General features: G+C 32.5%; 22 protein-coding genes. 14 read left to right on the top strand and 8 right to left on the bottom strand.

Going from position 1 to position 23730, the window contains the following annotated elements:
• Positions 1 to 296 precede the first annotated feature (296 nt).
• The gene (gene colA / locus M1D73_RS15090) at positions 297 to 2933 is read left to right on the top strand and encodes a collagenase ColA (RefSeq protein ID WP_121868298.1); all 2637 of its coding nucleotides are present in this window, start codon (positions 297 to 299) and stop codon (positions 2931 to 2933) included.
• Positions 2934 to 3151: 218 nt separating this feature from the next.
• Here colA and M1D73_RS15085 read toward each other — a convergent pair whose 3' ends face one another.
• A complete protein-coding gene (locus M1D73_RS15085; RefSeq protein ID WP_001003610.1) occupies positions 3152 to 4531 on the bottom strand; it encodes a catalase in 1380 nt (459 codons plus the stop codon).
• 301 nt (positions 4532 to 4832) lie between these two features.
• Here M1D73_RS15085 and M1D73_RS15080 point away from each other — a divergent pair, with 301 nt between their 5' ends.
• From M1D73_RS15080 to M1D73_RS15055, 6 genes are all read left to right on the top strand, one after another.
• Positions 4833 to 6050 (top strand): aspartate aminotransferase family protein, encoded by a 1218-nt coding sequence (locus M1D73_RS15080; RefSeq protein ID WP_001286472.1) that lies wholly within the window; start codon positions 4833 to 4835, stop codon positions 6048 to 6050.
• A 271-nt stretch (positions 6051 to 6321) separates the two neighbouring features.
• A complete protein-coding gene (locus M1D73_RS15075; protein ID WP_000429609.1) occupies positions 6322 to 7344 on the top strand; it encodes a hypothetical protein in 1023 nt (340 codons plus the stop codon).
• Positions 7345 to 7565: 221 nt separating this feature from the next.
• Positions 7566 to 9083 (top strand): glycosyltransferase, encoded by a 1518-nt coding sequence (locus M1D73_RS15070; protein WP_086401667.1) that lies wholly within the window; start codon positions 7566 to 7568, stop codon positions 9081 to 9083.
• Positions 9084 to 9135: 52 nt separating this feature from the next.
• On the top strand, positions 9136 to 11457 hold the full coding sequence (locus tag M1D73_RS15065) for a glycosyltransferase (protein WP_121868307.1): 2322 nt from the start codon (positions 9136 to 9138) through the stop codon (positions 11455 to 11457).
• A gap of 305 nt (positions 11458 to 11762) precedes the next feature.
• A complete protein-coding gene (locus M1D73_RS15060; RefSeq protein WP_001277646.1) occupies positions 11763 to 11963 on the top strand; it encodes a hypothetical protein in 201 nt (66 codons plus the stop codon).
• A 110-nt stretch (positions 11964 to 12073) separates the two neighbouring features.
• Positions 12074 to 12316 (top strand): hypothetical protein, encoded by a 243-nt coding sequence (locus M1D73_RS15055; protein ID WP_000752474.1) that lies wholly within the window; start codon positions 12074 to 12076, stop codon positions 12314 to 12316.
• A 143-nt stretch (positions 12317 to 12459) separates the two neighbouring features.
• Here the strand turns inward: M1D73_RS15055 and M1D73_RS15050 are convergent, their stop codons facing one another.
• Entirely contained in the window at positions 12460 to 13956 is a 1497-nt protein-coding gene (locus tag M1D73_RS15050; protein ID WP_086401669.1) for a glycosyltransferase, read from the bottom strand.
• Positions 13957 to 14039: 83 nt separating this feature from the next.
• Entirely contained in the window at positions 14040 to 14300 is a 261-nt protein-coding gene (locus tag M1D73_RS15045; RefSeq protein ID WP_000889743.1) for a hypothetical protein, read from the bottom strand.
• A gap of 403 nt (positions 14301 to 14703) precedes the next feature.
• Between M1D73_RS15045 and M1D73_RS15040 the strand changes: the two genes are divergently transcribed.
• Positions 14704 to 16161, top strand: coding sequence for an MFS transporter (locus M1D73_RS15040; RefSeq protein ID WP_001186926.1), 1458 nt, complete (start codon positions 14704 to 14706; stop codon positions 16159 to 16161).
• 56 nt (positions 16162 to 16217) lie between these two features.
• Here M1D73_RS15040 and M1D73_RS15035 read toward each other — a convergent pair whose 3' ends face one another.
• Genes M1D73_RS15035 through M1D73_RS15025 form a run of 3 tightly spaced genes read right to left on the bottom strand, consistent with a single transcriptional unit; the run spans position 16218 to position 19391 of the window.
• On the bottom strand, positions 16218 to 17327 hold the full coding sequence (locus M1D73_RS15035; RefSeq protein WP_086395737.1) for a DUF4018 domain-containing protein: 1110 nt from the start codon (positions 17325 to 17327) through the stop codon (positions 16218 to 16220).
• Positions 17299 to 18465: a DUF58 domain-containing protein gene (locus tag M1D73_RS15030; RefSeq protein WP_001014398.1), complete on the bottom strand. Its 1167-nt coding sequence runs from the start codon at positions 18463 to 18465 to the stop codon at positions 17299 to 17301. Before M1D73_RS15030 ends, M1D73_RS15035 begins: the two co-directional genes overlap by 29 nt.
• A complete protein-coding gene (locus M1D73_RS15025; RefSeq protein WP_000608784.1) occupies positions 18462 to 19391 on the bottom strand; it encodes an AAA family ATPase in 930 nt (309 codons plus the stop codon). The genes M1D73_RS15030 and M1D73_RS15025 overlap by 4 nt, the downstream gene beginning before the upstream one ends.
• A 206-nt stretch (positions 19392 to 19597) precedes the next feature.
• Between M1D73_RS15025 and M1D73_RS15020 the strand changes: the two genes are divergently transcribed.
• Both M1D73_RS15020 and M1D73_RS15015 read left to right on the top strand, forming a co-directional pair.
• Positions 19598 to 19915 carry a PadR family transcriptional regulator gene (locus tag M1D73_RS15020; protein WP_000991882.1) on the top strand — a complete coding sequence of 106 codons (318 nt, stop codon included), beginning with the start codon at positions 19598 to 19600 and terminating at the stop codon, positions 19913 to 19915.
• 7 nt (positions 19916 to 19922) lie between these two features.
• Positions 19923 to 20459 (top strand): DUF2812 domain-containing protein, encoded by a 537-nt coding sequence (locus M1D73_RS15015; RefSeq protein ID WP_000448311.1) that lies wholly within the window; start codon positions 19923 to 19925, stop codon positions 20457 to 20459.
• A 114-nt stretch (positions 20460 to 20573) separates the two neighbouring features.
• Here the strand turns inward: M1D73_RS15015 and M1D73_RS15010 are convergent, their stop codons facing one another.
• Entirely contained in the window at positions 20574 to 20867 is a 294-nt protein-coding gene (locus tag M1D73_RS15010; protein ID WP_000602672.1) for a hypothetical protein, read from the bottom strand.
• Positions 20868 to 21012: 145 nt separating this feature from the next.
• Positions 21013 to 21258, bottom strand: a complete 246-nt coding sequence (locus tag M1D73_RS15005) for a hypothetical protein (RefSeq protein ID WP_000433602.1) — start codon at positions 21256 to 21258, stop codon at positions 21013 to 21015.
• Between the two features lie 281 nt (positions 21259 to 21539).
• Between M1D73_RS15005 and M1D73_RS15000 the strand changes: the two genes are divergently transcribed.
• Genes M1D73_RS15000 through M1D73_RS14985 form a run of 4 tightly spaced genes read left to right on the top strand, consistent with a single transcriptional unit; the run spans position 21540 to position 23663 of the window.
• On the top strand, positions 21540 to 21923 hold the full coding sequence (locus M1D73_RS15000; RefSeq protein WP_001049849.1) for a glyoxalase/bleomycin resistance/dioxygenase family protein: 384 nt from the start codon (positions 21540 to 21542) through the stop codon (positions 21921 to 21923).
• Between the two features lie 14 nt (positions 21924 to 21937).
• Positions 21938 to 22480, top strand: coding sequence for a GNAT family N-acetyltransferase (locus M1D73_RS14995; RefSeq protein ID WP_000506640.1), 543 nt, complete (start codon positions 21938 to 21940; stop codon positions 22478 to 22480).
• A complete protein-coding gene (locus M1D73_RS14990) occupies positions 22480 to 23061 on the top strand; it encodes a kinase (RefSeq protein WP_075677222.1) in 582 nt (193 codons plus the stop codon). Before M1D73_RS14995 ends, M1D73_RS14990 begins: the two co-directional genes overlap by 1 nt.
• A gap of 23 nt (positions 23062 to 23084) precedes the next feature.
• Positions 23085 to 23663, top strand: a complete 579-nt coding sequence (locus M1D73_RS14985) for an HAD-IA family hydrolase (RefSeq protein ID WP_001024236.1) — start codon at positions 23085 to 23087, stop codon at positions 23661 to 23663.
• The last annotated feature ends 67 nt before the right edge of the window (positions 23664 to 23730 follow it).

Genomic DNA, 23730 nt, shown 5'->3' with positions numbered 1-23730 from the left:
TTTGTGTCAAATGATTTATACATTACCGAACCACCTATGTATATTTTATTCTACAGTATTTATAAAAGAATGTTGGCTATTCATAAGAAATATGATTGGCACGGTTTTTGCTTGTATTACATGTAAGGAAGGGAGATTGTATGTAAGGAATCTGTACTCGTAATAGTATAAAACAAGCTACTATTGCATTATTAATCATAGTTGTATTTATAGCGGAACTGTAAATACATACAAATAAGTGGTTTTTTTGAATTTAAAATTCTGAATTTTCTTTTAAGTTATTAGGGGGCAATGGGATGGTTAAATATTCGAAAATTTCTAAGTGGATTCTTGGTGTTGGATTAGTGACAATAACATGTAATGGTTTGCAAATTCAAGCAGAGACAAAAGAGCAAAATGTGAAGAACGTATTACAAATGGAGCCGGTAGGAATACAGAAATCTGTTGATGAATTGGCGCACCCTTCAAAAGTACAAGAAAATGCATCTTTTACAAAACGGTTAAAATTAGCGGATTTATCACAGCGCCCACTAGCACCAACCGATAATATTAAACCGTTAGCTGAAGAAAAAAAGTATTCAATGGCTGAGTTAAATCAATTAAATAATAAACAATTAACTGATCTTCTTGTGACAATTAAATGGTATCAAATTCCGGAATTATTTCAGTTTAATAGTGATAGTCTTAAATTCTATCAAGATGATAGCCGAATGCAAGCAATTATTAATAAACTAGCAGAACAAGGACAAGCTTATACGAAAGATGATTCAAAAGGGATTGAAACATTAGTAGAAGCTCTACGTGCAGCATTTTATTTAGGTTTTTACCATGATGAATTAAGCAAACTAAATGAGCGTAGCTACCATGATAAGTGTTTACCAGCTTTAAAAACAATTGCAAAAAATCCAAATTTCAAACTTGGTACATCAGAACAAAATAAAATAATTGCATCATATGGAAAATTAATTGGAAATGCATCAGCAGATGTTGAAACGGTTTTATATGCAGGTGAAATTTTTAAACAATATAACGATAATCTTGCAACTTTCATTGAAGACCGAACAAAAGGAGACGCTATATATGAGTTGATGAAGGGAATTGACTTTGATATTCAGACGGATATGTACACGACTGGAAAAGAGCCAAAAGATACGATGTGGTTTCGGAATATCGATAACTTTATTAATGAAGTAAATCGTTTTGCACTACTTGGTACAGTAACAAATAAAAACGGATGGTTAATTAATAATGGAATTTATTATGCTGGCCGATTGGGCAAGCTTCATAGCACGCCGACAAAAGGACAACAAGTTGTTACAGATGCAATGCGAATTTACCCATATTTAGGAGAGCAATACTTTGTTGCGGCAGAACAAATTACTACAAATTATGGAGGAATAGATGCGAATGGAAAAACTGTAAATTTAGATCAAATTCGAGAAGAAGGTAAAAAGAAATATTTACCGAAAACGTATACGTTTGATGATGGAGCAATTGTCTTTAAAGCTGGGGATAAAGTTAGCGAAGAGAAAATTAAACGTCTATACTGGGCGGCAAAAGAGGTGCGTTCTCAATTTTATCGTACAGTTGGTAGCGATAAACCACTTGAAAGTGGACATGCTGATGATGTGTTAACGATGGTTATTTATAATAGCCCAGATGAGTATCAATTTAATCGTCAACTGTACGGATATGAAACGAATAATGGTGGGATTTATATTGAAGGGACAGGAACTTTCTTTACATATGAACGTACACCAGAGCAAAGTATTTATAGTCTGGAAGAATTGTTCCGCCATGAATTTACGCACTACTTACAGGGAAGGTACGAAGTTCAGGAATTATGGGGCCAAGGGGAAATGTATCAAAATGAACGTTTAACATGGTTTGAAGAAGGGAATGCAGAGTTCTTTGCAGGTGCAACTCGATTAGATAGTGTAGTACCGCGAAAAAGTATAATTGGCGGGTTATCTAATGATCCTGCAAAACGTTATACAGCATCACAAACGTTAAATGCGAAATATGGAACGTGGGATTTTTATAATTATTCGTTTGCGCTGCAATCATATATGTATAATAAGCGCCCAGAAATGTTCGATAAAGTACATGATTTAATTCGCGCAAATGATGTTTCAAGTTACGATGCATACCGTGCTACATTAAGCAAAGATAATAAGTTAAATGAAGAATATCAATCTTATATGCAAATGCTTATTGATAATCGCGATAAGTATACGATTCCACAAGTATCAGATGAATATTTAACTCAACATGATCCAAAATCGCTTTCGGACGTTACTTCAGATATTACGAATGAAGCGAAATTAAAAGATGTGAAAGTAACAAAGAATAAATCACAATTCTTTAATACATTTACACTACAGGGAACATATACAGGAAGTGTGGCTAAAGGAGAAGTTGAGGACTGGAAAGTGATGAATGAAGCAACAAATGATATGTTGAAACGTCTTTCAGGAAAAGAGTGGACTGGATATAAAACATTGACTGCTTATTTTGTAAATTACCGTGTAAATAATGCTGGGCAATTTGAATATGATGTTGTGTTTAGCGGAGTGAATACGGAAGAAGGTACGGCTGTAGAAAAAGAACCAAATAATTCATTTGAAACAGCAAACCCACTATCTTTGAATATTTTGTTAAGAGGAACCTTGAGCGATCAAGATCAGGGGGATAAATTTGTTATTGATGTAAAGGATCAAAAAGATTTACAAATTTCTGTTACGAACGAACAAAATCTTGGACTGAACTGGGTATTATATTCTGAATCAGATTTAAATAATTATGTAGCTTATGCAACAAAACGTGATGGAAACAAATTGCTTGGAAATTATAATGCAAAGTCAGGGAAATATTACTTAAGTGTATATAAGTATGGTGGTGGAACAGGGAATTATACGGTACAAGTAAAATAGTTTACTATAGTTTGTTTTGAAAGGCTACTTATCGCATTTTTTAGCGAAATAAAGTATGTAATGTTAAACATTAAACTAAGCCAACATATCCCTGTTCTAATTATAGAACAGGGATATGTTGGCTTTATATTTTCAAATTAAATAACCTCATTGGATTTTGACAAGAAAATAATTAATATAGATTTGAATTCTCATTCGTAAAGCATGTTTTAATCTTCTTAATGCTCTTTCATTTTTGTCTCAATGCTTGTTTTCAAATCAGTTGATACTTGATTGAAATACCCCAAAACGATCTCCCTAATATCATCGGATATAACTTTCAAATCACTAGCTAAGTTTTCAGCGAGATGTTCTTTTTCTATTGGCTGTAACTTCGTATAAAATTCACCAGCCTGCGTAAAGTCATCCTGTTTCATTATAGAAGTTCTTTCAAGTTTACCTTCAACGTACCTTCCTTCACCGGTTGTAATTTGATTAGCAGGTGTCCAATCTTGCTGCTGGTTAATCGTTAATTTGCGAAATTCTGGACCAATTCTTCTTCTTTGTGAATCACTGTAAATGTTAGCGCGCCCTTGCAGCATTTTATCATCTGATAGTTCTGCACCATCCAGTAAATTAGAAGGAGAGAATGCGACCTTTTCTACTTGTTCCATAAAATTTTCAGGATTTTTATTTAATACCATTTTCCCGACTGGTATGAGAGGATACGTCTGTTCATCCCATACTTTTGTGTCATCTAAAGGATCATAAGAAAGGTGCGCTTCATCTTTCGGATCCATGAGCTGGACGTATAAACCATACTCCACTGGTTTACCATTTTCAATAGCATCATATAAATCTTTCCCGCTATAATCAGGATTTTCAGCAGCTAATTTAATTGCTTCTTTACTAGTAATGTACTGTACACCTTCAAATGGGTACCAATGATACTTTACATACTTTCGATTACCTTCCGCATTTCTCCATACATATGTATTAACACTATGTCCTGGAATGTGGCGAAGACTTTTGGCCGTACCATTATTAGAGTATAAACGGACAACAAAATGAATAGATTCAGGTGCTTTAGCGACAAAACTCCAAAATCTATTAGGGTCTATTAAGTTATTTTTAGGTGAAGGCAATAATGCTTGAATCGTTTCAGGGAAACGCATTGGATCACGGACAGAAAAAACAGGAATGTGATTACATAAAAGGTCAAAAATGCCTTCTTTTGAATAAAATTTTGTGGAAAAACCGCGTACATTTCTAGCAGTATCCGGTGTTCCTTTCGTACTAACAGCTAACGAAAATCGAACCATAACAGGAACTTTCTCATTAGAATTTTGTAAAAAACTTAATTTAGTATGTTCAGACATCGAATATATCGTTTGAAAATAACCGAACGCACCAAATCCTTTTACATGAACAGGTCTTTCTAAAATTTTTTCATGAATAAATTGTTGTAATGACTCATGCAGTACACTATCTTGCTCTAGTACAGGTCCACGTGAACCAACTGTTTGAGAGTGAAATTTAGCTGGTTCAGTAAGTTCTCGATGTTTATTAAAGTCTTCTTCTAATAATTCTTTCCTATGTTTATCATATTTTTCATTCATCGATATAGCCTCCAAATTTTTTCGTCGATTGTTACTAAATATGATTTTATAGTCTCGATTATGTATGACATACAAAGTTCAAAGCAGTAACATACCGCTAGATGAAAAAAACACATATGTAGTGGACCTGTTGAAATAGAAGAAATTATGGAAAAATGAATATCGGGAAGAGAAAGCACACGTTTTAATAAAAAATGTGGAAGAAAACCACTATTAAAATTTCAATCTTAAAACTTAATTTATAAACGATTATATAGAGAATAAACGTTAAAAAAGGAAAAATAACTAGGAGGAATTTAACATGTCGGATTGGTTTCAATTAGATAAAGAATATATGATGTCTACATATTGTCGGACAGAGGTTGCAATGGAAAGAGGAGAAGGATGTAAACTATATGATGTAGATGGTAAAGAGTATTTAGATTTATTTTCTGGCGTAGGAGTAAATGTACTAGGATACAATCATCCTAAAATTGTACAAACGACAATGGAGCAAGTTGTGAAATCGTTGCATTTACCGTTTCATTTCTTAAACCCAGTTGCAATTGAGTATGCAAAGAAATTAGTAGAGTGTACTTTAAAAAGCGGAAAAGTCTTTTTTACAAACTCTGGTACGGAAGCGACAGAAACGACATTAAAATTAATTGATAAATATAGATCTATTGCGAATGAAGAGCGTGACGGAGTAGTTGTGTTAAAAGATAGTTTTCACGGGAGGACGTTAGGGGCACTACATTTTACGAGACAAGAAAAGGTATATCAAAATTTCCCTAAAACATCTATTCCTGTATACGAAGTAGAGCGTGAGAATATAGACCAATTAGAGGAGACCATTATTAAAGAAAAACCAATTGCGATTATGCTAGAGCCTGTTTTAGGAAGTGGGGGAATTTATCCTTTATCAAGTAAATATTTGCATGGTGTTCAAAATTTATGTGAAAAATATAATGTACTTCTTGTCGTTGATGAAGTTCAAAGTGGTATGGGTCGAACGGGAAAACTATTTGCTTATCAAAATTTTAATATCACACCGGACATTATTCAAATTGGTAAAGGAGCAGGAGGCGGGATACCGCTAGGAGGAATTATTGTAGGTGAAAAGTTATGTGATGTATTTTCACCAGGAGATCACGGGACAACGTTTGCTCATTCATCAATGGGAACAGCTTTAGGTTTAAAGGTATTAAATACATTACTTGATGATGGGTTAATGCAAGAAGCTTATGAAACGTCACTATATTTGAATGACAAACTGCAAGACATTCAGAAAGAAAATTCTTATTATATACAGGAAGTGCGTCATGCTGGCATGATGTTTGGAATTAGTCTGAATGATACGAATGAAAATGTGAAGAAATTACAGGTTGAGCTAATGAATAAAGGAATGTTAGTCGATGTAACACAAGGGAATATTATTCGATTACTTCCGCCGTATATTATTACGAAAGAGGAAATTGACGCATTTATGAATCAGTTTATTATTTGTTTAGATAAAGTTGCTGCTGTAGTAAGTGCTTAAAAATTAAAGCTATATTTTATATAAAGTGCACTCTAATTGTTGGGGATAGTTTACAATTGGGGTGCATTTTTTATAGTTGAATTTTGTAAAATACAGTCGTTTGTATATGATAACGGAAAAATAGAAGGAATTTCGTTATATTTGAGTGGTGAAGAAAAGGGAAAGTAAGTATAAAGATAGTAGATAAAGCAGGTGGTTTAAATAACTAATGATAGAACGTTTTGAAAATAATAGCATACGAATATATAAATAATAAGAATGAGGTGATATATTGGAAAATAATGATATTCAATTTACTTCTTTACAAATGAGAACGGATAAATATGGTTGGGCTAGTATTCAATATACAAATAAAAAGCAGGCTATCTTATATACTCAAAATAGAGGAGTAGAATGGGATGTTGTCAATCCTCTTAATTCAATTGTATTATTTGGGTATCCAATAAACGCTCGAAGCTCTTGGGCATATGGTTTAACAAAAAAGAATGACGATTTATTGCCAGCTATATTTTATACAGTTAATAGAGGAGAAAGGTGGAGTGAGTTTATTTTACCGGTTGAAGAAGATTGGGAGAAATCGACTGATGTTCAAGTACAATTGCATGCTACGAATATGGATAGTATATGGATTGTATTATCTAGAAAGCTCGCATCAAATAAATTTGAACATAATTTATACTATTTGAAAACGAAAGGGAAAGTTTGGAAAGTAATAAAAAATATAAGTATTAGTGATAGTATTTCAGGGATAACATTTATAAACGATCTAATTGGGTTTATTTCATTACAAAAACATTATGAAACATCAACGGTATTTAAAACAATAAATGGTGGGGAAAGTTGGCATCCTATAAAAGATATTCCAAGTCTTGAAGGAATTAATAATGGGACTGCTATGGCTTATAAAGCAATCTATAAAAATAACTTATTAGTAATACCAACTAAAAAGAATGATGATGTATTTTTAATGAATTACTCATTTGATAAGGGGAATTCGTGGCATATTTCAAATAAAACAATAAATACTAGTAAAGTGGCTGTTTCGTTTTTTAGTTCCTATTATGGCTGGGTTATAAATAGTGAAAATGGAAGTGTGTATCAAATAATAAAAAAAGGAGCAAAATGGATTAAAGTATCAAGTAATCCATTGTTAAAAAATGTATTTTGTTTGCATTTTTTTAATCGGCGTAAAGGTTGGGCGTGTAATAAAAAAGAAATATTTACTACAAAAGATCGCGGTATAACATGGAAAAAGGTAGTATATAAAATTAATAATATTGATAAATTTATTTAAAAAAGTCCTAAAGAAATTAGGACTTTTTTTGTTTTTTATGGTGAGAGTTGTAACAAACAATGATAAGAGAAAGGAGGTAAGTGCAGAATTATATTTTTAAAAATAGACGTTTGTTTTCACACAGTATAATTCACTTTTGAATATGTTAATAAAGTAGCAAATTCATAGGAAATGGTAATACTTAATATTTTATGTCACATGATGTGTAAAGGGGGCGTGTAATGAAATCGTTAACGGTTATTATTTTGTACAGTGAAAGAGAGCAAATATTAGAAGAGTCAATTCAATCTATATGGAAGCTAAATCCTCGTGAAATTATAATTTTAGTTCCTAACGATAGAAGTAATTTGTATGAAATAGCAAAGAAACATAAATGCCATATTGTTTTGATGGATAAATATAGTACGTATTATGATGGGTATGAAGCTTCTGTAAAGGCAGCAAAAGGAGATGTATTGTTATTTGTAGATAGTAATTTTTTATTATCCACAAATGAAATGCAGAGATTTATTGAGCCAATTGTTACAAATCAAGCCGATGTAGTTTTAAATAAAATAGATAAATTGATAGAAATAGGTAAATGTCCAAATATGGATATTGTATGGAGAAAAATGTTAAATGAAATTTTAAGTCGACCAGATTTAAAAAGCAATTCAATACTTTCGTTACCATATGCGCTTACGAAGGAAGTAGTGGAAAATATCGGCTTTAATTATATGGAAGATATCGTTCTATCTCATATGAAGATTGTGAATCAAGGGTGGCGGATTAACGATCAATATGCAATCAATACGTTATCTAAAGATGAGACTATAGAGGAAGGAGGATATTTAATAAAAAAAGAGTTATCCAAAAATGAAAAAGAGAAAGTAGAAAGATATTTACGCGGTATAGCTAAATGGATAGAGAAAAAAGGAAGAAGAGTAGGGTTTACTGATGCAGGAAAAAGAAGAGATATTGTTCAAAAACTAGGTGAATGTAAGCGATACCCTTCCTATCATCAAGGGTGGGGAATGCATTCTTCAATTTATGATGGGAAGCAACTTTCTGTCATTATACCAGTACAAAATGAAGAAGAGACTATAGAACAAGTAATACTTGAGGCGAGAAAAATAGAACCACTAGAAATCATCGTCGTTGTAAATGGTTCGACAGATCAAACGGCTAATATTGCTAAAAGACTTGGTGTTACTATTATTGAATATAACGAACGACTTGGTCATAATGTTGGACGTGCTATTGGAGCGCTTGAAGCTACAGGAGATATTCTTTTATTTATTGATGGTGATTTTAGTGTTTCAGGAAGTAATTTGCATCATTTTACAAAAGCAGTTTCAGCTGGTGTAGACATAGCATTAAATGATTTGAATCCGATGTTACACCCTCCGTTTTATGTTGTAGACGTCGTAAAATATATGCTTAATTTAGCATATAATCGTCCAGAATTAAGCAATGGCTCATTAGTAGCAATTCCACATGCTATGAGTAGATCATGTTTAGATGCAATAGGCTGGGAAAGCTTACTATGCCCTAGTCTTGCACAAGTAAAAGCAATATTACAAGGGTATAGAGTAGAATGTGTACATTACGTTGATGTTGTAAAACCGAATAGAATTCGTTTAATGGAGAATGTAAGTCACAATGGGCATCCTCCGGCAGTATTAAGAATCATTGGTGATCACGTTGAAGCTCTCTCTTACTTGATAGAACAACTCGAAATGGATGGAAAGGGTGATTAAACTGTTAGACCAGTATAAAATAATTAACATTTCATATGAACAATTATGGCAAATGGATTTTCAAATTACAGAACCATTTATACTCAAGGTTGATTGGGATAAAGTAACGTATGAATTTTTAATTCGTATTAAGCCCGATGCTTCTAACACTATTGTTTTTGGATCCGGAGCAGGTGGGTTTCAAGAACAGCCAATTGGTCCACCTATTTTTCATCGACATTCTTGGATGGATGAATTTGAAGATACTGTTATATATTATAATGACCCTACGTTATATCTTGGAAAATTATCTTTAGGTTGGGGACAGGGAGAGTTAAATAGATTTTATTTACAAGATATAGCAAATATTTTAGAAATAGTATTTGTAAAGTTAAAAGTTGATTCGAAAAATGTGTTGTTTTATGGCAGTTCTGGGGGAGGATTTATGTCTTTAATTTTAGCTGGATTCGTTAAGGGCTCCACAGCTTTCATTAATAATCCTCAAACAAATTTATTAAAATGGATACCTGTACCAATAAATCTAGTTTTCGATTTGTCTTATCCAAATTTATCAAGAGAAGAAGTTGAAGAGAAATTTGGCGAAAGAATTAATGTTATGAAATTTTTTAATCACATTAAATATGTACCGAATATTTATTTTTTGCAAAATTTCGCGTGTGAATTTGATGTGCAAAATCATTTGCTACCATTTATTTCCGAATTAGAGCAACTTGATAAAGACACGGAAGTAAATCAAATTATAATTGACTTATATTTTGATAAAAAAGCAGGGCATGCAGCTGTAGGGAAGAGTGAAACAATTGAATATATAAAAAAAGTAAAACCTAATCAGACTGTAAAAGAAGAACAAAAAGAAGTGGACCTATCAGTTGTTATAGTTTTAGGAGAAGAAAAATCAAAATTGAATCAAATTTTAAATAAAGTGCAGCATATAAAACCACTAGAAATTATTATTGTAGCTGATGATAGAATGAGTGCGATACAATCTATACCAACATTTGTTGAAAGTAACGTTGTTGTGATTGAGGAGAAAAGTAAATGGAAAGCACCAGTTCATGGGGCAAAAGTCGCCAATGGTGATGTAGTCTTATTTTTAAATGGAGAAGATGTTATTTTTTCGGTAGAATTAGAACGATTTATAGAACCGCTACTAAAAAAGGAACAGGATGTAATTTTAAATAATATAGACTCGGTTTGTTTTGAAAAGATGAGAGTAGAATGGCCAAGCATTGCTATGGTGTATAAAAAAATAGTAAACGATGTATTGGGGCGTATGGATTTAAAATATGATTCGATGTTATCTATGCCATATGCTATTACTAAAAAAGCAATTGAAGACATTGGATATGATATCTTGCAGAACCCTATTCTGTCCCAAGTAACTCTTATTGAGAAAGGGTGGCGACTACAATCCTCGTCAGCCATCACTAACACCTCCTTGAATAATATGCCTGCAAACAAAACCTCTTTCTATAAAAATGGATTAACTAAATTAGAAGTATATGAGATTAAAGAAAATATAAAAGCTTTGGAGAGTTGGTTACAACGAAAAGATGATAGAGGTAATTATACAGATGGAGGAAGAAAAAGAGAAATTATAGAGCAGTTAAAAAACCAAAAGAATTATTCACGTTTCCATAAAGGATGGGGAATGAATTCCTCTATTTATAATGGAAAACAGTTATCAATTATTATACCAGCACAAAATGAAGAATCAACGATTAAAGAAGTTATTCTTGAGGCAAGAAAAATTGAACCGAAAGAAATAATTGTTGTCATTAATGGGTCAACAGATCAAACAGAAGCAATTGCTAAGCAATCAGGGGCAACAGTAATTGTTTATGAAGAAAGATTAGGGCATGATGTAGGACGGGCAATTGGTGCACAAGAAGCGACAGGAGATATACTTCTCTTTATTGATGCTGATTTTGCTATTCCAGCAAAAGATCTTCATCCGTTAACGCAAGCTGTTGCGGATGGTGTTGATATGGTTTTAAATGATTTAAATTTAAATCTTAGATTTCCTCTATATATTGTAAGTTTATATAAATATATGTTGAATATTGCTTGTAACCGTAAAGATTTAGGGGTAGGATCTACAATTGCTGTTCCCCATGCTATTAGTAGAAAATGTTTAGAGGGAATTGGCTGGGACACTCTTCACACAGCGTGTGTTGCACAAGTAAAGGCAATATTAGAAGGGTATAAAGTCGAATGTGTCCATTTTGTAGATGTAATGAAACCAAATCGTATTCGGCCACAAGAGCATTTTGCGACGATAGGACATCCACCAGCTGTATTGAGAATTACTGGGGATCATTTAGAAGGACTTTCATATTTATTGAAGAATAAGGATTTTAAAGATTTATTTTAAAAGGTAAATTTGTCTATTGAATGAGTAACTTAAACATTTCATTTATGCAACTTGACGATATTTAGTATTGCAATGAAACTAAAATCAAAAATTTTTATTATTTTTAGCTCAGGTACAAGTGAAGAGCATGTTTCACTGACTGATAGTAAATGAACAAGTAACTAAAAGGTAAAGGCTTCTTTATATATATGAAGAAGCTTTTATCTTTTTTATTTTAAGTATGGAAGGTAAAGAGTAAATAAAGTTGTAACGGTATTTTTATTTTTGGATAAATTGATATTAGATATAAGAAAGGAGGGAATATCTTGTCTTGCATCAATAAAAGTTGTTTTCATATTTCTTTAGAAACTAAAGTCAATCCAAATGGTGGGGCAGAAATATTCGTAAGGTGCAATGATGAATGTTTATCTAATTTTAATGTAATACCGTTTATTGCATGTGTTTCTATTTCAGTAAAGGATGATTTGAGTTTTTTAGTTGATTTAGATAGTTTAATAAAACGTTAATTTTCTATGCAGTTAATAATAAAATAACATCTAATTTATAAGACTTAGTAAGAGAGTCGTGTCCGAATTTAATTAACTGCATATATTGTTAAAAGAAAGGAGGGAGAGTTATGGCATGTACTACGAATAATGTTTGTTTAGATGTGTGTCTTAAAATTACAATTACCCCTGGTAGTGGAATTGATGCAGTAGTCGATTGTGGAGGCACATGTGGGACAAGTCCTACTATTGTAATTAGTCCTAGTGGATCAATTGTTATTACTTTACCATTAGTTGCATGTTTCTCAATTGCACTAAAAGATGATTTAAGTGTTGACTCTTCATTAACAAGCCTCTATTTTCAAACTTCTTAAGAAAGATACAGAAATGAAAAGCCTGCCTGCTACTTTTCTTTTGATCTAATGTAAAAATAAAAAAGATGGTTACAACCATCTTTTTTTATTTTGCTATATATTTAAAATGAATTCATATATTATTTGGTGGTAAGAATATACAATTAAAAGCATTCAGTGTTTCTTTTTTGTTCAATGAGGTAAGAAATTGCTTCTATATGATCACCAATGATTTGTTGCGTTGCTAATGAAAGGTAGCCTTCCTGCGAGAAGTGTTTTTCTGGTCGAACTCGATTTATCTTGTCAACGTCGATAGAATGAACATTTTGTACATGCAATCCTGCTAAAATTGTTTTAACTTGACTTAAGGTTGGTGAAAGAAGAGAATCAAACCCAATTGTATCAATGCATTTTCGACTAAAAGCATGAGGGACAGCAGTTGTGGAGCCCATACCTAAATCTTTTCGATTACATGCTAAATTAACAACATGCTTACATGCAGTTACGATAGTATAAGGAACACGATACATGTAGTAGTGCTCTAATTTATTTAAAGCTAAATCGGTTCCATTTTGAACAGATTGTACAAATGGTAATAAATCAGAACTAGGAATTAAGAAATCACCATCAATAAATAATAATATATCACCTTTTGCAAAATATGCACCAACGGCACGTCCGGTATCAATGCCGAGTGCTTCTTTGTAAGTAATAACTGTTGCACCGCAATTCTTCGCCAATTCCTCTGTTTTATCTGTTGATCCATTAACAATAATGATGATTTCTAAAGGTTTTAATTTCTGCACCTCAAAAATGATAGATTCTATCGTTTTTTCTTCATTTTGAACAGGGATAATGATGGATAATTGTTTATTTCCATAAGTATTTGAATAAAACTCTTTACCTGTAATTATTTTGGATATAGCTCTTTGTTCGCCGTTTTGAAGTTCTAAAATAACATCCCGCCTTCGATTATTATCAGTATAGTTTCCTCTTGAATCTTGTAATATATTTACCCAATTTTCAATTGCTTCTAGGTGATAACGAATGAGTTGTTTTGAGGGGAAGGAGGGAATTTGCGGTATAGAAATTTTGAAATGATTGCTAATGCGAAATTTATTTTTAATAATTTTCATTTGTGCTAATATCGGATTTAATAAACTTTCTGGAGTAATTGCATCAAGAATCTCTTTTGTTATTGCATAGGGAGGAAATAATAGTGAGTTAACATGTAAATCTGGACGATGAAAAAAATGATTCGTAACTTGCTGCCAAATCATTTCTATAGTTGGCTTTTGCTTTTGATAAAAAAAGTCATCTAAATTGTTTAATACTATGTCAGCTGATTCGTCTAGTAATGGTTGAAGAAATTGTGTAAGTAAGGAAGATTGGATAATGTAATTTGCATCTAAAAATAAGAGGTACTTACCCTTTGCTTTTTTTGCACCAATTACATAACAATTATTTGATTCTGTCGGTACTTCTAGTGTGATAATTTTACAATTGTAAGATTGTGAAATATCAATGGAATCATCGATACATCCGTTAATAGTAAGGATAATTTCTAAAGGCTGTAGTTGTTCACAGGCTTTCAAAATTTCAGGTAAAACTTTTATGTTATGCTGTATACGAATAATAATAGAAATCGGATTTTTACACATAAGTAGTCTCCTTTTTAATCAGAGGTAGTTATTAACAAGGTTAGATAAAATAGGAGATATATATTTTATTATATACGTAACCACTATTTAGTTTTATCTGACTTAGAATTTTCATTACTTGAATTGGAACCTTTATTTATTCCAGACGCGAGTAAATTATTGAGAACGCTAAGGTCTAATTGCATAGGGATTGAGTTTTTGGATGTAGTTTTCTCATTTTCTTTTTTTGTAGTTAATATAGTCTTTATATTTTTTATTTCTTTATATTGTTTTAAGGTAATGAAAAATCCAGAAATAATGAAGAGAAAAGAAACAGTAGCAAGTAAAAGTATTATTTCCAACATAAAATAGCCTCCTTTAAATCTATAATAATACTATAGTTGAATGTAATAAGACAAAATTCGAGCTAATGAGTTCACTTTTTAAATATATGCAAATCTTTAGTAAAAGTTACTAATTTCTAGGTTAAAGGAAGCAATTATAGAAACGTTATAAATATAAATAAATGAAAGTTTCATTTGTAGTGTAAAGGTATGTGTTATATAAGCTGAACGTCATTCTATAACAAGTTAAACAGGGTTTAATTTTATATAAAAAGAGCATTTAATTGGACAAATAATTAATTATGTGAAATAATAATAACAGATAAGGAGACGTTGCTTTTCCTTAAGTGCTTCGAATTAATTTTATTCAATAAGAGAAGGTGTGCTTAAAGAAGTTAAATTAAATAAGGAGCTGTTTTATTATATGCAACAAAATAATGATTTAAATTTTGAACCTCAAGACGTTAATATTGTTAATCCTAAACAAGCCAGGAAAGCAGTAATTGCTACTGGTATAGGGAACGCAATGGAGTGGTTTGACTTCGGATTATACGCGTATTTAGCGGTAATTTTAAGTCAATTATTCTTCTCTGGTGTTGATAATAGTGGATTGCAACTTGTACTTACATTCGGTACATTTGCAGCAGCCTTTCTCGTTCGACCAATCGGAGGTGTATTCTTTGGTAGAATAGGAGATAAGTACGGCCGAAAAATCGTGTTAAGTACTACTATTATTTTAATGGCACTTTCTACATTATTCATCGCATTACTACCAACCTATGAACAAATTGGTGTATGGGCACCAATACTACTTTTAGTTGCCCGAATGATTCAAGGCTTCTCTACAGGCGGCGAATATTCAGGAGCAATGGTTTATATCGCAGAATCTTCTCCAGATAAAAAGCGTGGTATACTCGGTAGTGGTCTTGAAATTGGAACACTCTCAGGTTACATTGCTGCATCGGTAATTGTTACCATTTTGACGTTATTGTTAACAGATGAGCAAATGCTCAGCTGGGGATGGCGTATTCCGTTCTTAATAGCTGCACCAATTGGTTTGGTCGGTTTATACTTACGCCGTCATCTAGATGAATCTCCAATCTTTGAAGAGATGGAAAAAGCACAAGAGGAATCTGAAGACAATGAACAATTTTCATTCATGGATATTATTAAATATCATAAAAAAGACTTCTTATTAAGCACAGTAATTGTCGCCTTCTTTAATATTACAAATTATATGATTCTTTCGTATATTCCTTCTTATCTAACTCAAGTACTTAAAGTCGAAGAAACAACAGGCTTATTAATTATTTCTATTACGATGGCACTTATGATTCCACTAGCACTATATTTCGGTAAATTAAGTGATAAAATTGGTAATAAACGCGTTGTGCAAATTGGTTTACTTGGTTTAACTGTATTTGCAATTCCAGCATTTTTACTAATAGGTAACGGACATATTGCAGCTATATTTGCAGGTATTTTCGTACTAGGTTTCTTCTTAAGTGTATATGAAGGAACATTACCTTCATTATTACCATCACTCTTTTTCACTGATGTACGTTATCGAGCACTTTCGATCTCATTTAATATTTCTGTATCGATATTCGGTGGAACAACACCGCTTGTATGTTCATACTTAGTTCATGCAACTGGTAACCCGCTCGCACCGGCATTTTATTTAGCAGGTGTAAGTATTATTGGATTAGTTGTATTTAGTGTACTATTCGTTACAACTTCAGGGCGTGCGCTAAAAGGTTCATATCCTACAGTAGAAACGAAAAAAGAAGCACACCAAATCGCTAAAGAAGACCCTGAAGAAACACTTTGGTGGCATGAAGAGTCATTAGAAATTGAAGCAGGGAAGAATGCTTCCATTTAAAAAGCAACGTAGAAGTACAAAAAGACTCCTATGAATATAGGAGTCTTTTTGTTACGTTATTTCTTTCGTTTCTTCAAACTTTTTTGATATGCATAAAGCTTATGAATCTCTTCCTTAAATTCATGTAGAAGTACAGTGTTTGCACTATTTGAATAACGCACCGTATTATAAGCATCTATAATAATAGCACTTTGAATATTTACATCTTCTTCATCGTTTATTCTTTCTAGCCAAGTTTCAACAGTTTCTCCCCGTTTTCTATTTAAAGGAGGGGTTAACTTACTCTCTAGCTTGAAAATTTCCTTCCGAATTTCGTTATGTGGCGGTTTATTTCGTTTAAAACGATTTTGGCTCATTCCTTCTTTATCAGTAATGATAGTAGATTCGAAGGCGGGCATATTTGGTAAACTTAAATGTTTTCGTTTTTTTACTATTTTCCAAACGACGTAAATAGCGATAGCTGTACAGACTATTATTGTAGTGCTATTTATGAGTATTGGATCAAAATCAGGAATTTTTTTTCCGTCTTCAATTTTTGGTTTTAAGAGATGTCCTTTATTTGCCCAAACATCTTCAGTATCTTTTAATTCCGCTGCTTTAATTAATGGCATTAAAGCATAGCCGACGCCTAATGCGACTACTTCCGTTATAAAACCAAAAATAAGTCGAATGAAAGGAAATACTTGAACAATTAATATACTCATTAAGCCAATCGTAATGATAGAAGAAAAACGTAATAGTTGTTGTTTGCGATTGGCCCCGGTTAACCAAAATGTAATCATAAGATGCAAGGCTAACATTAATAGTTTCCACAACGGTGGAAAGGGTGCATAAAATATAGCTGAAACGAAAAACCATACAATACCACCTAAAGATTTTTGAACTGGATATCCAGGTCCGACCACATGTACGATAAAGAAAAATAGTGGTAATATGATTGTGCCAAATAGAGAAAAAGGTAAAAATAAAGAGAAAAGAACGATTTGAAGAACTAAAAGTATTACAAATCCTGTTGTTTTTTTTTGCATAAATTTATGAATAAGAAATACTCCAATATAGCCTGTTGTTAAAAATATTGCAATACTAATTAGTTCATCTCTTTCTGTTAATAATGAAAGCAGAAGGAGCAGAATGAAATCATGAATGTGATATAGCCAAGTTTTCAACTGGTTCCACCATCCCTTCACTAGTAATGAGAAACGTTGGCTGCGAGAGAAGAGGGAGTTCATTTCTTTGTAAACCAATGTATATCATTGTAGACGATCGTTCTCTTTTTCTCTTTACATAATGAAGGAATCCTTGTTTCGGAAGTAACGTACTATCATCTGAAATACGGGCTAATTCTTCTAAAGCTTTTGCATATTGTGTTTGTCCTTCATTTAACGGTACATGTAATGCACCGCCTTCTGCTAATACACTAATAAACAATTCAAACGGAATGTGGTGCTTCGTTGCATACTGGAAAATGTATGTTGCATATGAAATAAGTTCTTCTACATTATCTTTCCAACCAAATCCACGATCGGCAGCTAAAGAAAGACAAATCGTCCAACTATAATTTTTTACAGGTTCATATTGCTTCGCCTGTAATTGTTGCATTTTAGCAGATGCCTTCCAATGAATAGAGCGGAAAGACTCACGCTCATATCGCTTTACACCGATAATAGATGTTTCATCATTGTAAAAAGAAAAATTCGTTCGATAAGATCCATTCAAAAGTTGCTGAAGTTCTTGCAAACCTGCTACTTCTTTAGGAGAAGGATACACAATAATTTCAGTCCTTAATTTATCAAAAACAGGTAAATGTACAGTTAATAGATGAAATGGATCTTTTAATACACATTCAAATTGTTCAATTTGAAACACACCACGCTTCGTGGCGGTTAATGTTAACCCCCATTTTTGTGCCGAATGTGCAGGTTGTGAAAATGGGAAAGAGAATAACGTTTTTGATATTTGTTCAATGCCTTGCTCTTTATGCGGTATAAGGGACGAATTTAAATGAAAGTAACAAACACCATTAACGATTGGTATGCTGGCTCCATTTTTTAAATGAATAAAAAACTGTCCAGATTCCTCAGGAAAAATCCGTGTAGTTTGTTTCTCATTTATGATTTGAAACTTCTTCTCTATGAAAGCGACATATTTATAAATAAAAATCGCAAATAAATAATAGAAGAAAAAGAGAAACATAAGCATTCGTTGCGGGAAAAAGAATGTGAAAAGTAATGCGATTGGAACGGTTAGTTGAATAATATGGAGTTGAAAAAATAAAGGCACAGTTACAACACGCTGTCCATTCATGCTTGTTCAATCTCCACAGGTACGTCAACTTCTTTTAAAATACTTTGCATAATATCATTCTTTGTCGTACGCAGGGCACCTTCCATTGATAAGACGATACGGTGATTCCAAACAGAAGGAACTAACAATTGTATATCTTCTGGTGTGCAATATTCTCTCCCGCGTAAAAAGGCTAAAGCTTGAACAGCACGTACTAAAGCTAATGTGGCACGTGGGCTTACACCGTTAGCGATATAATCATGATTTCTTGTAGCATGAGCAAGTTTAATAATGTAATGTTCTAACGGTTCCGAAACAAATATTTCTTTTACTCGTTTTTGAGCTTCTAAAATATCTTCTAATGAGATGACAGATGTGACACTTTCTAATGGTAAATCGTTCCGAAAACGTCGCATCATTTGTAACTCATCTTTAGGAGTTGGATGACCGATTGAAATCGTCATTAAAAAGCGATCAAGCTGTGCATCTGGAAGAGGGAAAGTCCCTTGTGATTCAATTGGGTTTTGCGTCGCAATAACAAAGAACGGTTTCGGAAGAGGAGTTGACTGCTTCTCCAGCGTCACTTGTCGTTCTTCCATCGCTTCTAACAAACTCGACTGCGTTCTCGGCATTGCACGGTTAATTTCATCTGCTAGCAAAATGTTTGTCATAACTGGTCCAATTCTTAATTCGAATTCGCTTGTTTTTGGGTTGAAGTATTCAATACCTGTTACATCACTTGGAAGTACATCAGGGGTAAATTGAACGCGAGAAAAACTACCACCAATACTTTTTGAAATGGTTTTCGCCAGTAACGTTTTCCCAGTACCAGGCACGTCTTCGAGTAGTACATGTCCATCAGCAAGAAGTGAAACGAGCAGTAGATCAATAACATTTTCTTTACCAACAAACACAGATCCGATGTTTTCTTTCAATTTATTTATCATATGTACCATTCCTTTCATTATAAAAGAGCTAATATTTCTATATTTTAACAAATTATTCAGAAAATTGGTATGATTTTTTAATTCAAAGAAATGGATATTTAATTATTAAATTACTCTTGCATATTTTGGAATATAATTATACAATATCGATATACGATGTATCGTGAGTCGATATATCGTATATCGATGTATCGGAGGTAGTTATAATGAATGCGAAGGCGCAAAAATATATTCCGTTAACTGAGGCGACATATTACATATTATTGTCACTCGTGAAGCCGTTGCATGGCTACGGAATTATGCAAATGGTAGAAGAGATGACAAATGGGGAAGTAAAGCTCGGCCCTGGTACTTTATATGGAAATACGACGAAATTACTAAAAGAGAAGTTAATTGTTGAAGTTGCCTCTACAGACAGAAAGAAGTGCTATGAGTTAACGCCGTTTGGGAGAGAAGTGTTAGAGCTCGAGTATAACAGATTGCAGAGATCTGTAAGGAATGGAAATAGTATATTAGGGGAGTGAATGAGAGATGGAGACAAAGAAGATATTCAAACCTTTCGCAGTATGGAGCTTAGAAAAAGAAGAAGCGTATTTACGTAAAATGCATCAACAAGGCTGGGCGTTACAAAAGTATAACGTAATGTATACGTTTAAGAAAACTGAGCCGAAAGATGTAGTATATAAAGCAGACTTTAGATTAGAGTATAAAGATTCGACAGAAAAACAAAAAGAATATATCCAAATATATGAAATGTGTGGCTGGAAACATGTAACGAGTTTTGCGAAGTGGAATTACTTTTGTAAAGAAGTAGAAGAGGAAAATGAGTTACCTGATATATATTCAGAGAAGGAAACGAGGATACAAAAACTTACTGAGTTGTTACAGTTTTTTGTAATTATGTTTGTAACAATAATGCCAGCGCTTTACTTATGTTTTCTTGGACCATCAGAATCTAGAATTCCTTATATATTTAAAGGCATGATAGGATTTATAGGTTGTATGTATTTATATATATTTATTAATGTATATTGGAAGATTAAAAAGTTAAAAAATGAAATATTGTAACAAAGATTGGGTTTATTAAAGAAGATGGTTGTATATTGAATGGAAATCATCTTCTTTAATTTCTATATATCCTTGTTTTGTTGGGTATTTTTTATATAATAAAATATTGTATATTTAAGGCATAGAACTAACAGTTACAAAGATGATACCAGTAACAATACCTAAAAAAATCATAAATGAAGAAGTAATTAATAATAACGAACTAGCAATGAATATCACTTTATTAGATTTTTGTTTTTTATAAAGGAAATAAAGTAAAAGACCACAAATAGTAGAAAGTATCCATATAGCTAAACCGTAAGAACTCGAGATTTTCTTCCAATCGGAAATCCAAAAGTAAAAGATGATTATGTGACAAGTTAATAGTAGAAATGTTGATGGAAGCATTATCTTTTTATTTAAAATCATTTGTTTCACCTCCCTTATATAAATATTACTAAAATGGTGTGGAATTTAAAATATAATAAGGAAGAAATACATTTTTAATTAACGTATTAAACGAAAAAATCCCTTATAGAAAAATCTATTTCTACAAGGGATAACCATATTTTTATTAGAAAGACTGATTTTGCGCAGGTTTAATAAATTGTTCAGGGTTTTCAACAAGTCCGCATACAGCACATTGGACACGGTATGTAGGTCCTTGATAAGCCATATGAAAAGCATTCATCGTTTCATTTGTGTATTCTTCTTCCACTTGACCAGTTTGTGGATTTATTTTGACTGGTTTTACTTGTTGCTCAAGAATATTAAAGCGAGTACGGTTCGTTTTACAACTTGGACATAGCATTGGTTCCATATGTATACACCTCCATTTGTATCATTTCTTAAAATCTTTAATTTTATGCAAGCAAAAAACTTTCTCAATATAAATAGGTGTTTAATGTATTTAAAATTCAGAAAAAATAAAATATAATAAAAGTACGAACTGGTTATGTCCAAACCAAATCTCCTGTTTTATGCCAATAAGCTGGGGGGCCGAGAAATCGGCCTCATTTTTTTTGCTCATTACTACAAGGAACAAGGTTTTTATGAGACTTTTGTCGAAATTTTAGGGATAGATACAAAGGGGGATGTAAAATGAATTTGAAAATGAAGTACATCATTTTATATGTAGAAAAGTTTGAGGAATGTTTAAAGTTCTATAAAGATATTTTACAGTTACCTATAAAAGCAGAGCACGGAACATATATTGAATTTAATACTGGAACTACCATTTTAGCGATGAATACGCGGCAAGATGTGAAAGAATTAACAGGATTACCGCTTACAGAAGGTGAATTACAGTCTTCTCATTTCGAGTTAGGATTCGTTGTTGAGAATGTACAAGAAACGATTGAGCAATTTAGAGAGCAAGGTATAAAAATTTTAGTGGAGCCAATTGTAAAACCGTGGGGACAAACAATTGCCTACATCGCTGATCCAGATGGAAATTATATTGAAATTTGCAGTTCATTAGAATAGAGGGAGAAAGAGAGATGGGATTTCCGAAACTAGAAACAGAACGTTTATTCTTAAGAGAACTTACACTATTAGATGCAGAAACGATGTTCCAATATTTTTCGAAAGAATCAGTTATACGTTATTTCGGAATGGATTCTTTCCAAAATATTGAGCAAGCGAAAACAACGATTCAAACGTTCAAAAATCGTTATGAAGAGGGCAGTGTATTTCGCTGGGGAGTCGAGAAAAAAGGGACGGGCCAATTAATCGGAACGTGCGGATTTCATTTAATTAATAATCATCATAAACGAGCTGAAATTGGTTATGAATTAGATGATACATATTGGGGACAAGGATATGCATTGGAAGCATTACAAGCAATTTTAGCTTACGGATTTGAAATACTGCAACTAATAAGAATCGCAGCGATTGTATATGTAGAAAATAATGCTTCTCAAAAGTTATTAATAAAAGCAGGATTTCAAGAAGAAGGATTCCTTCGAAAACATATGATTCAAAATGGAGTTGCTCATGATACCATTTTATATTCTTTATTAAAAGAAGAGTGGAAGAAGTAATGAGTACAAACGAACTTATAACGATTATGAAGAAGCATAGGGAAAATAGATTCATTTTAGGTATAGATGGTTTAAGTCGATCTGGAAAAACAACATTCGTAGCCAATTTAAAAGAAAATATGAAACAAGAAGGCATTCCGTTTCGTATTTTCCATATTGATGATCATATAGTGGAGCGTAATAAACGATATCATACTGGATATGAAGAATGGTATGAGTATTATTATTTACAATGGGACATTGAATGGCTAAGGCGGAAATTTTTTCAAAAGCTACAACATGAAACAAAATTGAAATTACCTTTCTTTCATGAAGAAACAGATATATGTGAAATGGAAAAAGTACAGATTCCTATTGTAGGCGTAATTGTTATTGAAGGAGTTTTTCTGCAGCGAAAAGAATGGAGAGATTTCTTTCATTATATGGTCTATTTGGACTGTCCAAGAGAGACAAGGTTTCTACGTGAGAGTGAGGAGACACAGAAAAACCTTTCAAAATTTGAAAATAGGTATTGGAAAGCAGAGGATTATTACTTAGAAACGGAATTGCCGAGGGATAGGGCGGATTTAGTCATTGAATGATTTGAAAATAGAAGGTGAATAGAATGAATATTTTATGGGATTTTGATGGGACGTTATTTGATACGTATCCTGCATATACAATGATGCTTTCTGAAATATTAGGTGACTCAGTAGAAAAACAAGAAATATACAAAAACTTAAAAATATCATACTCTCATGCAATTCAGTATTATAATATTTCATGCGAGCAGGAAGAAAAGATTAAAGTTTTGAAGGAGAAATTCACGCCAAAAGATATGAAACCTTTTGCAGGTGTCGAAGAGGTTTTGAAATTTGCAAATAAAAATGTGATTATGACCCATAAACATAGGGAAGGGGTTATGGGCATTTTAAAATATTACGGCTGGGAAAAATACTTCGTAGATATGGTTACAATTGACGATGGCTTTCCTCGAAAGCCAAACTCTTTAGCTTATAATCATCTGCATAAAAAATACAATATTGATTTAGCTATTGGAGATAGAGAATTAGATTTATTACCTGCAAAAGAATTAGGTATTTCAACATGTATGTTTCAAGGTAATTGTGATGTAGCGGATTATTCTTTATCACATTACTCGGAGTTTTTTAAGGTAGTGAGTGATAGAGAGTTTTCTTTATAAAAAAAGTTATTAATAAAGACTGTATCTTTCATTTTAAAGGTACAGTCTTTATTTTTTAGAGCTACTA

The sequence above is a fragment of the Bacillus sp. PK3-067 genome, from assembly GCF_056738645.1.
The sequence above is the reverse complement of the archived record's forward strand: the minus strand, read 5'-3'. Positions and strand labels throughout refer to the sequence as shown.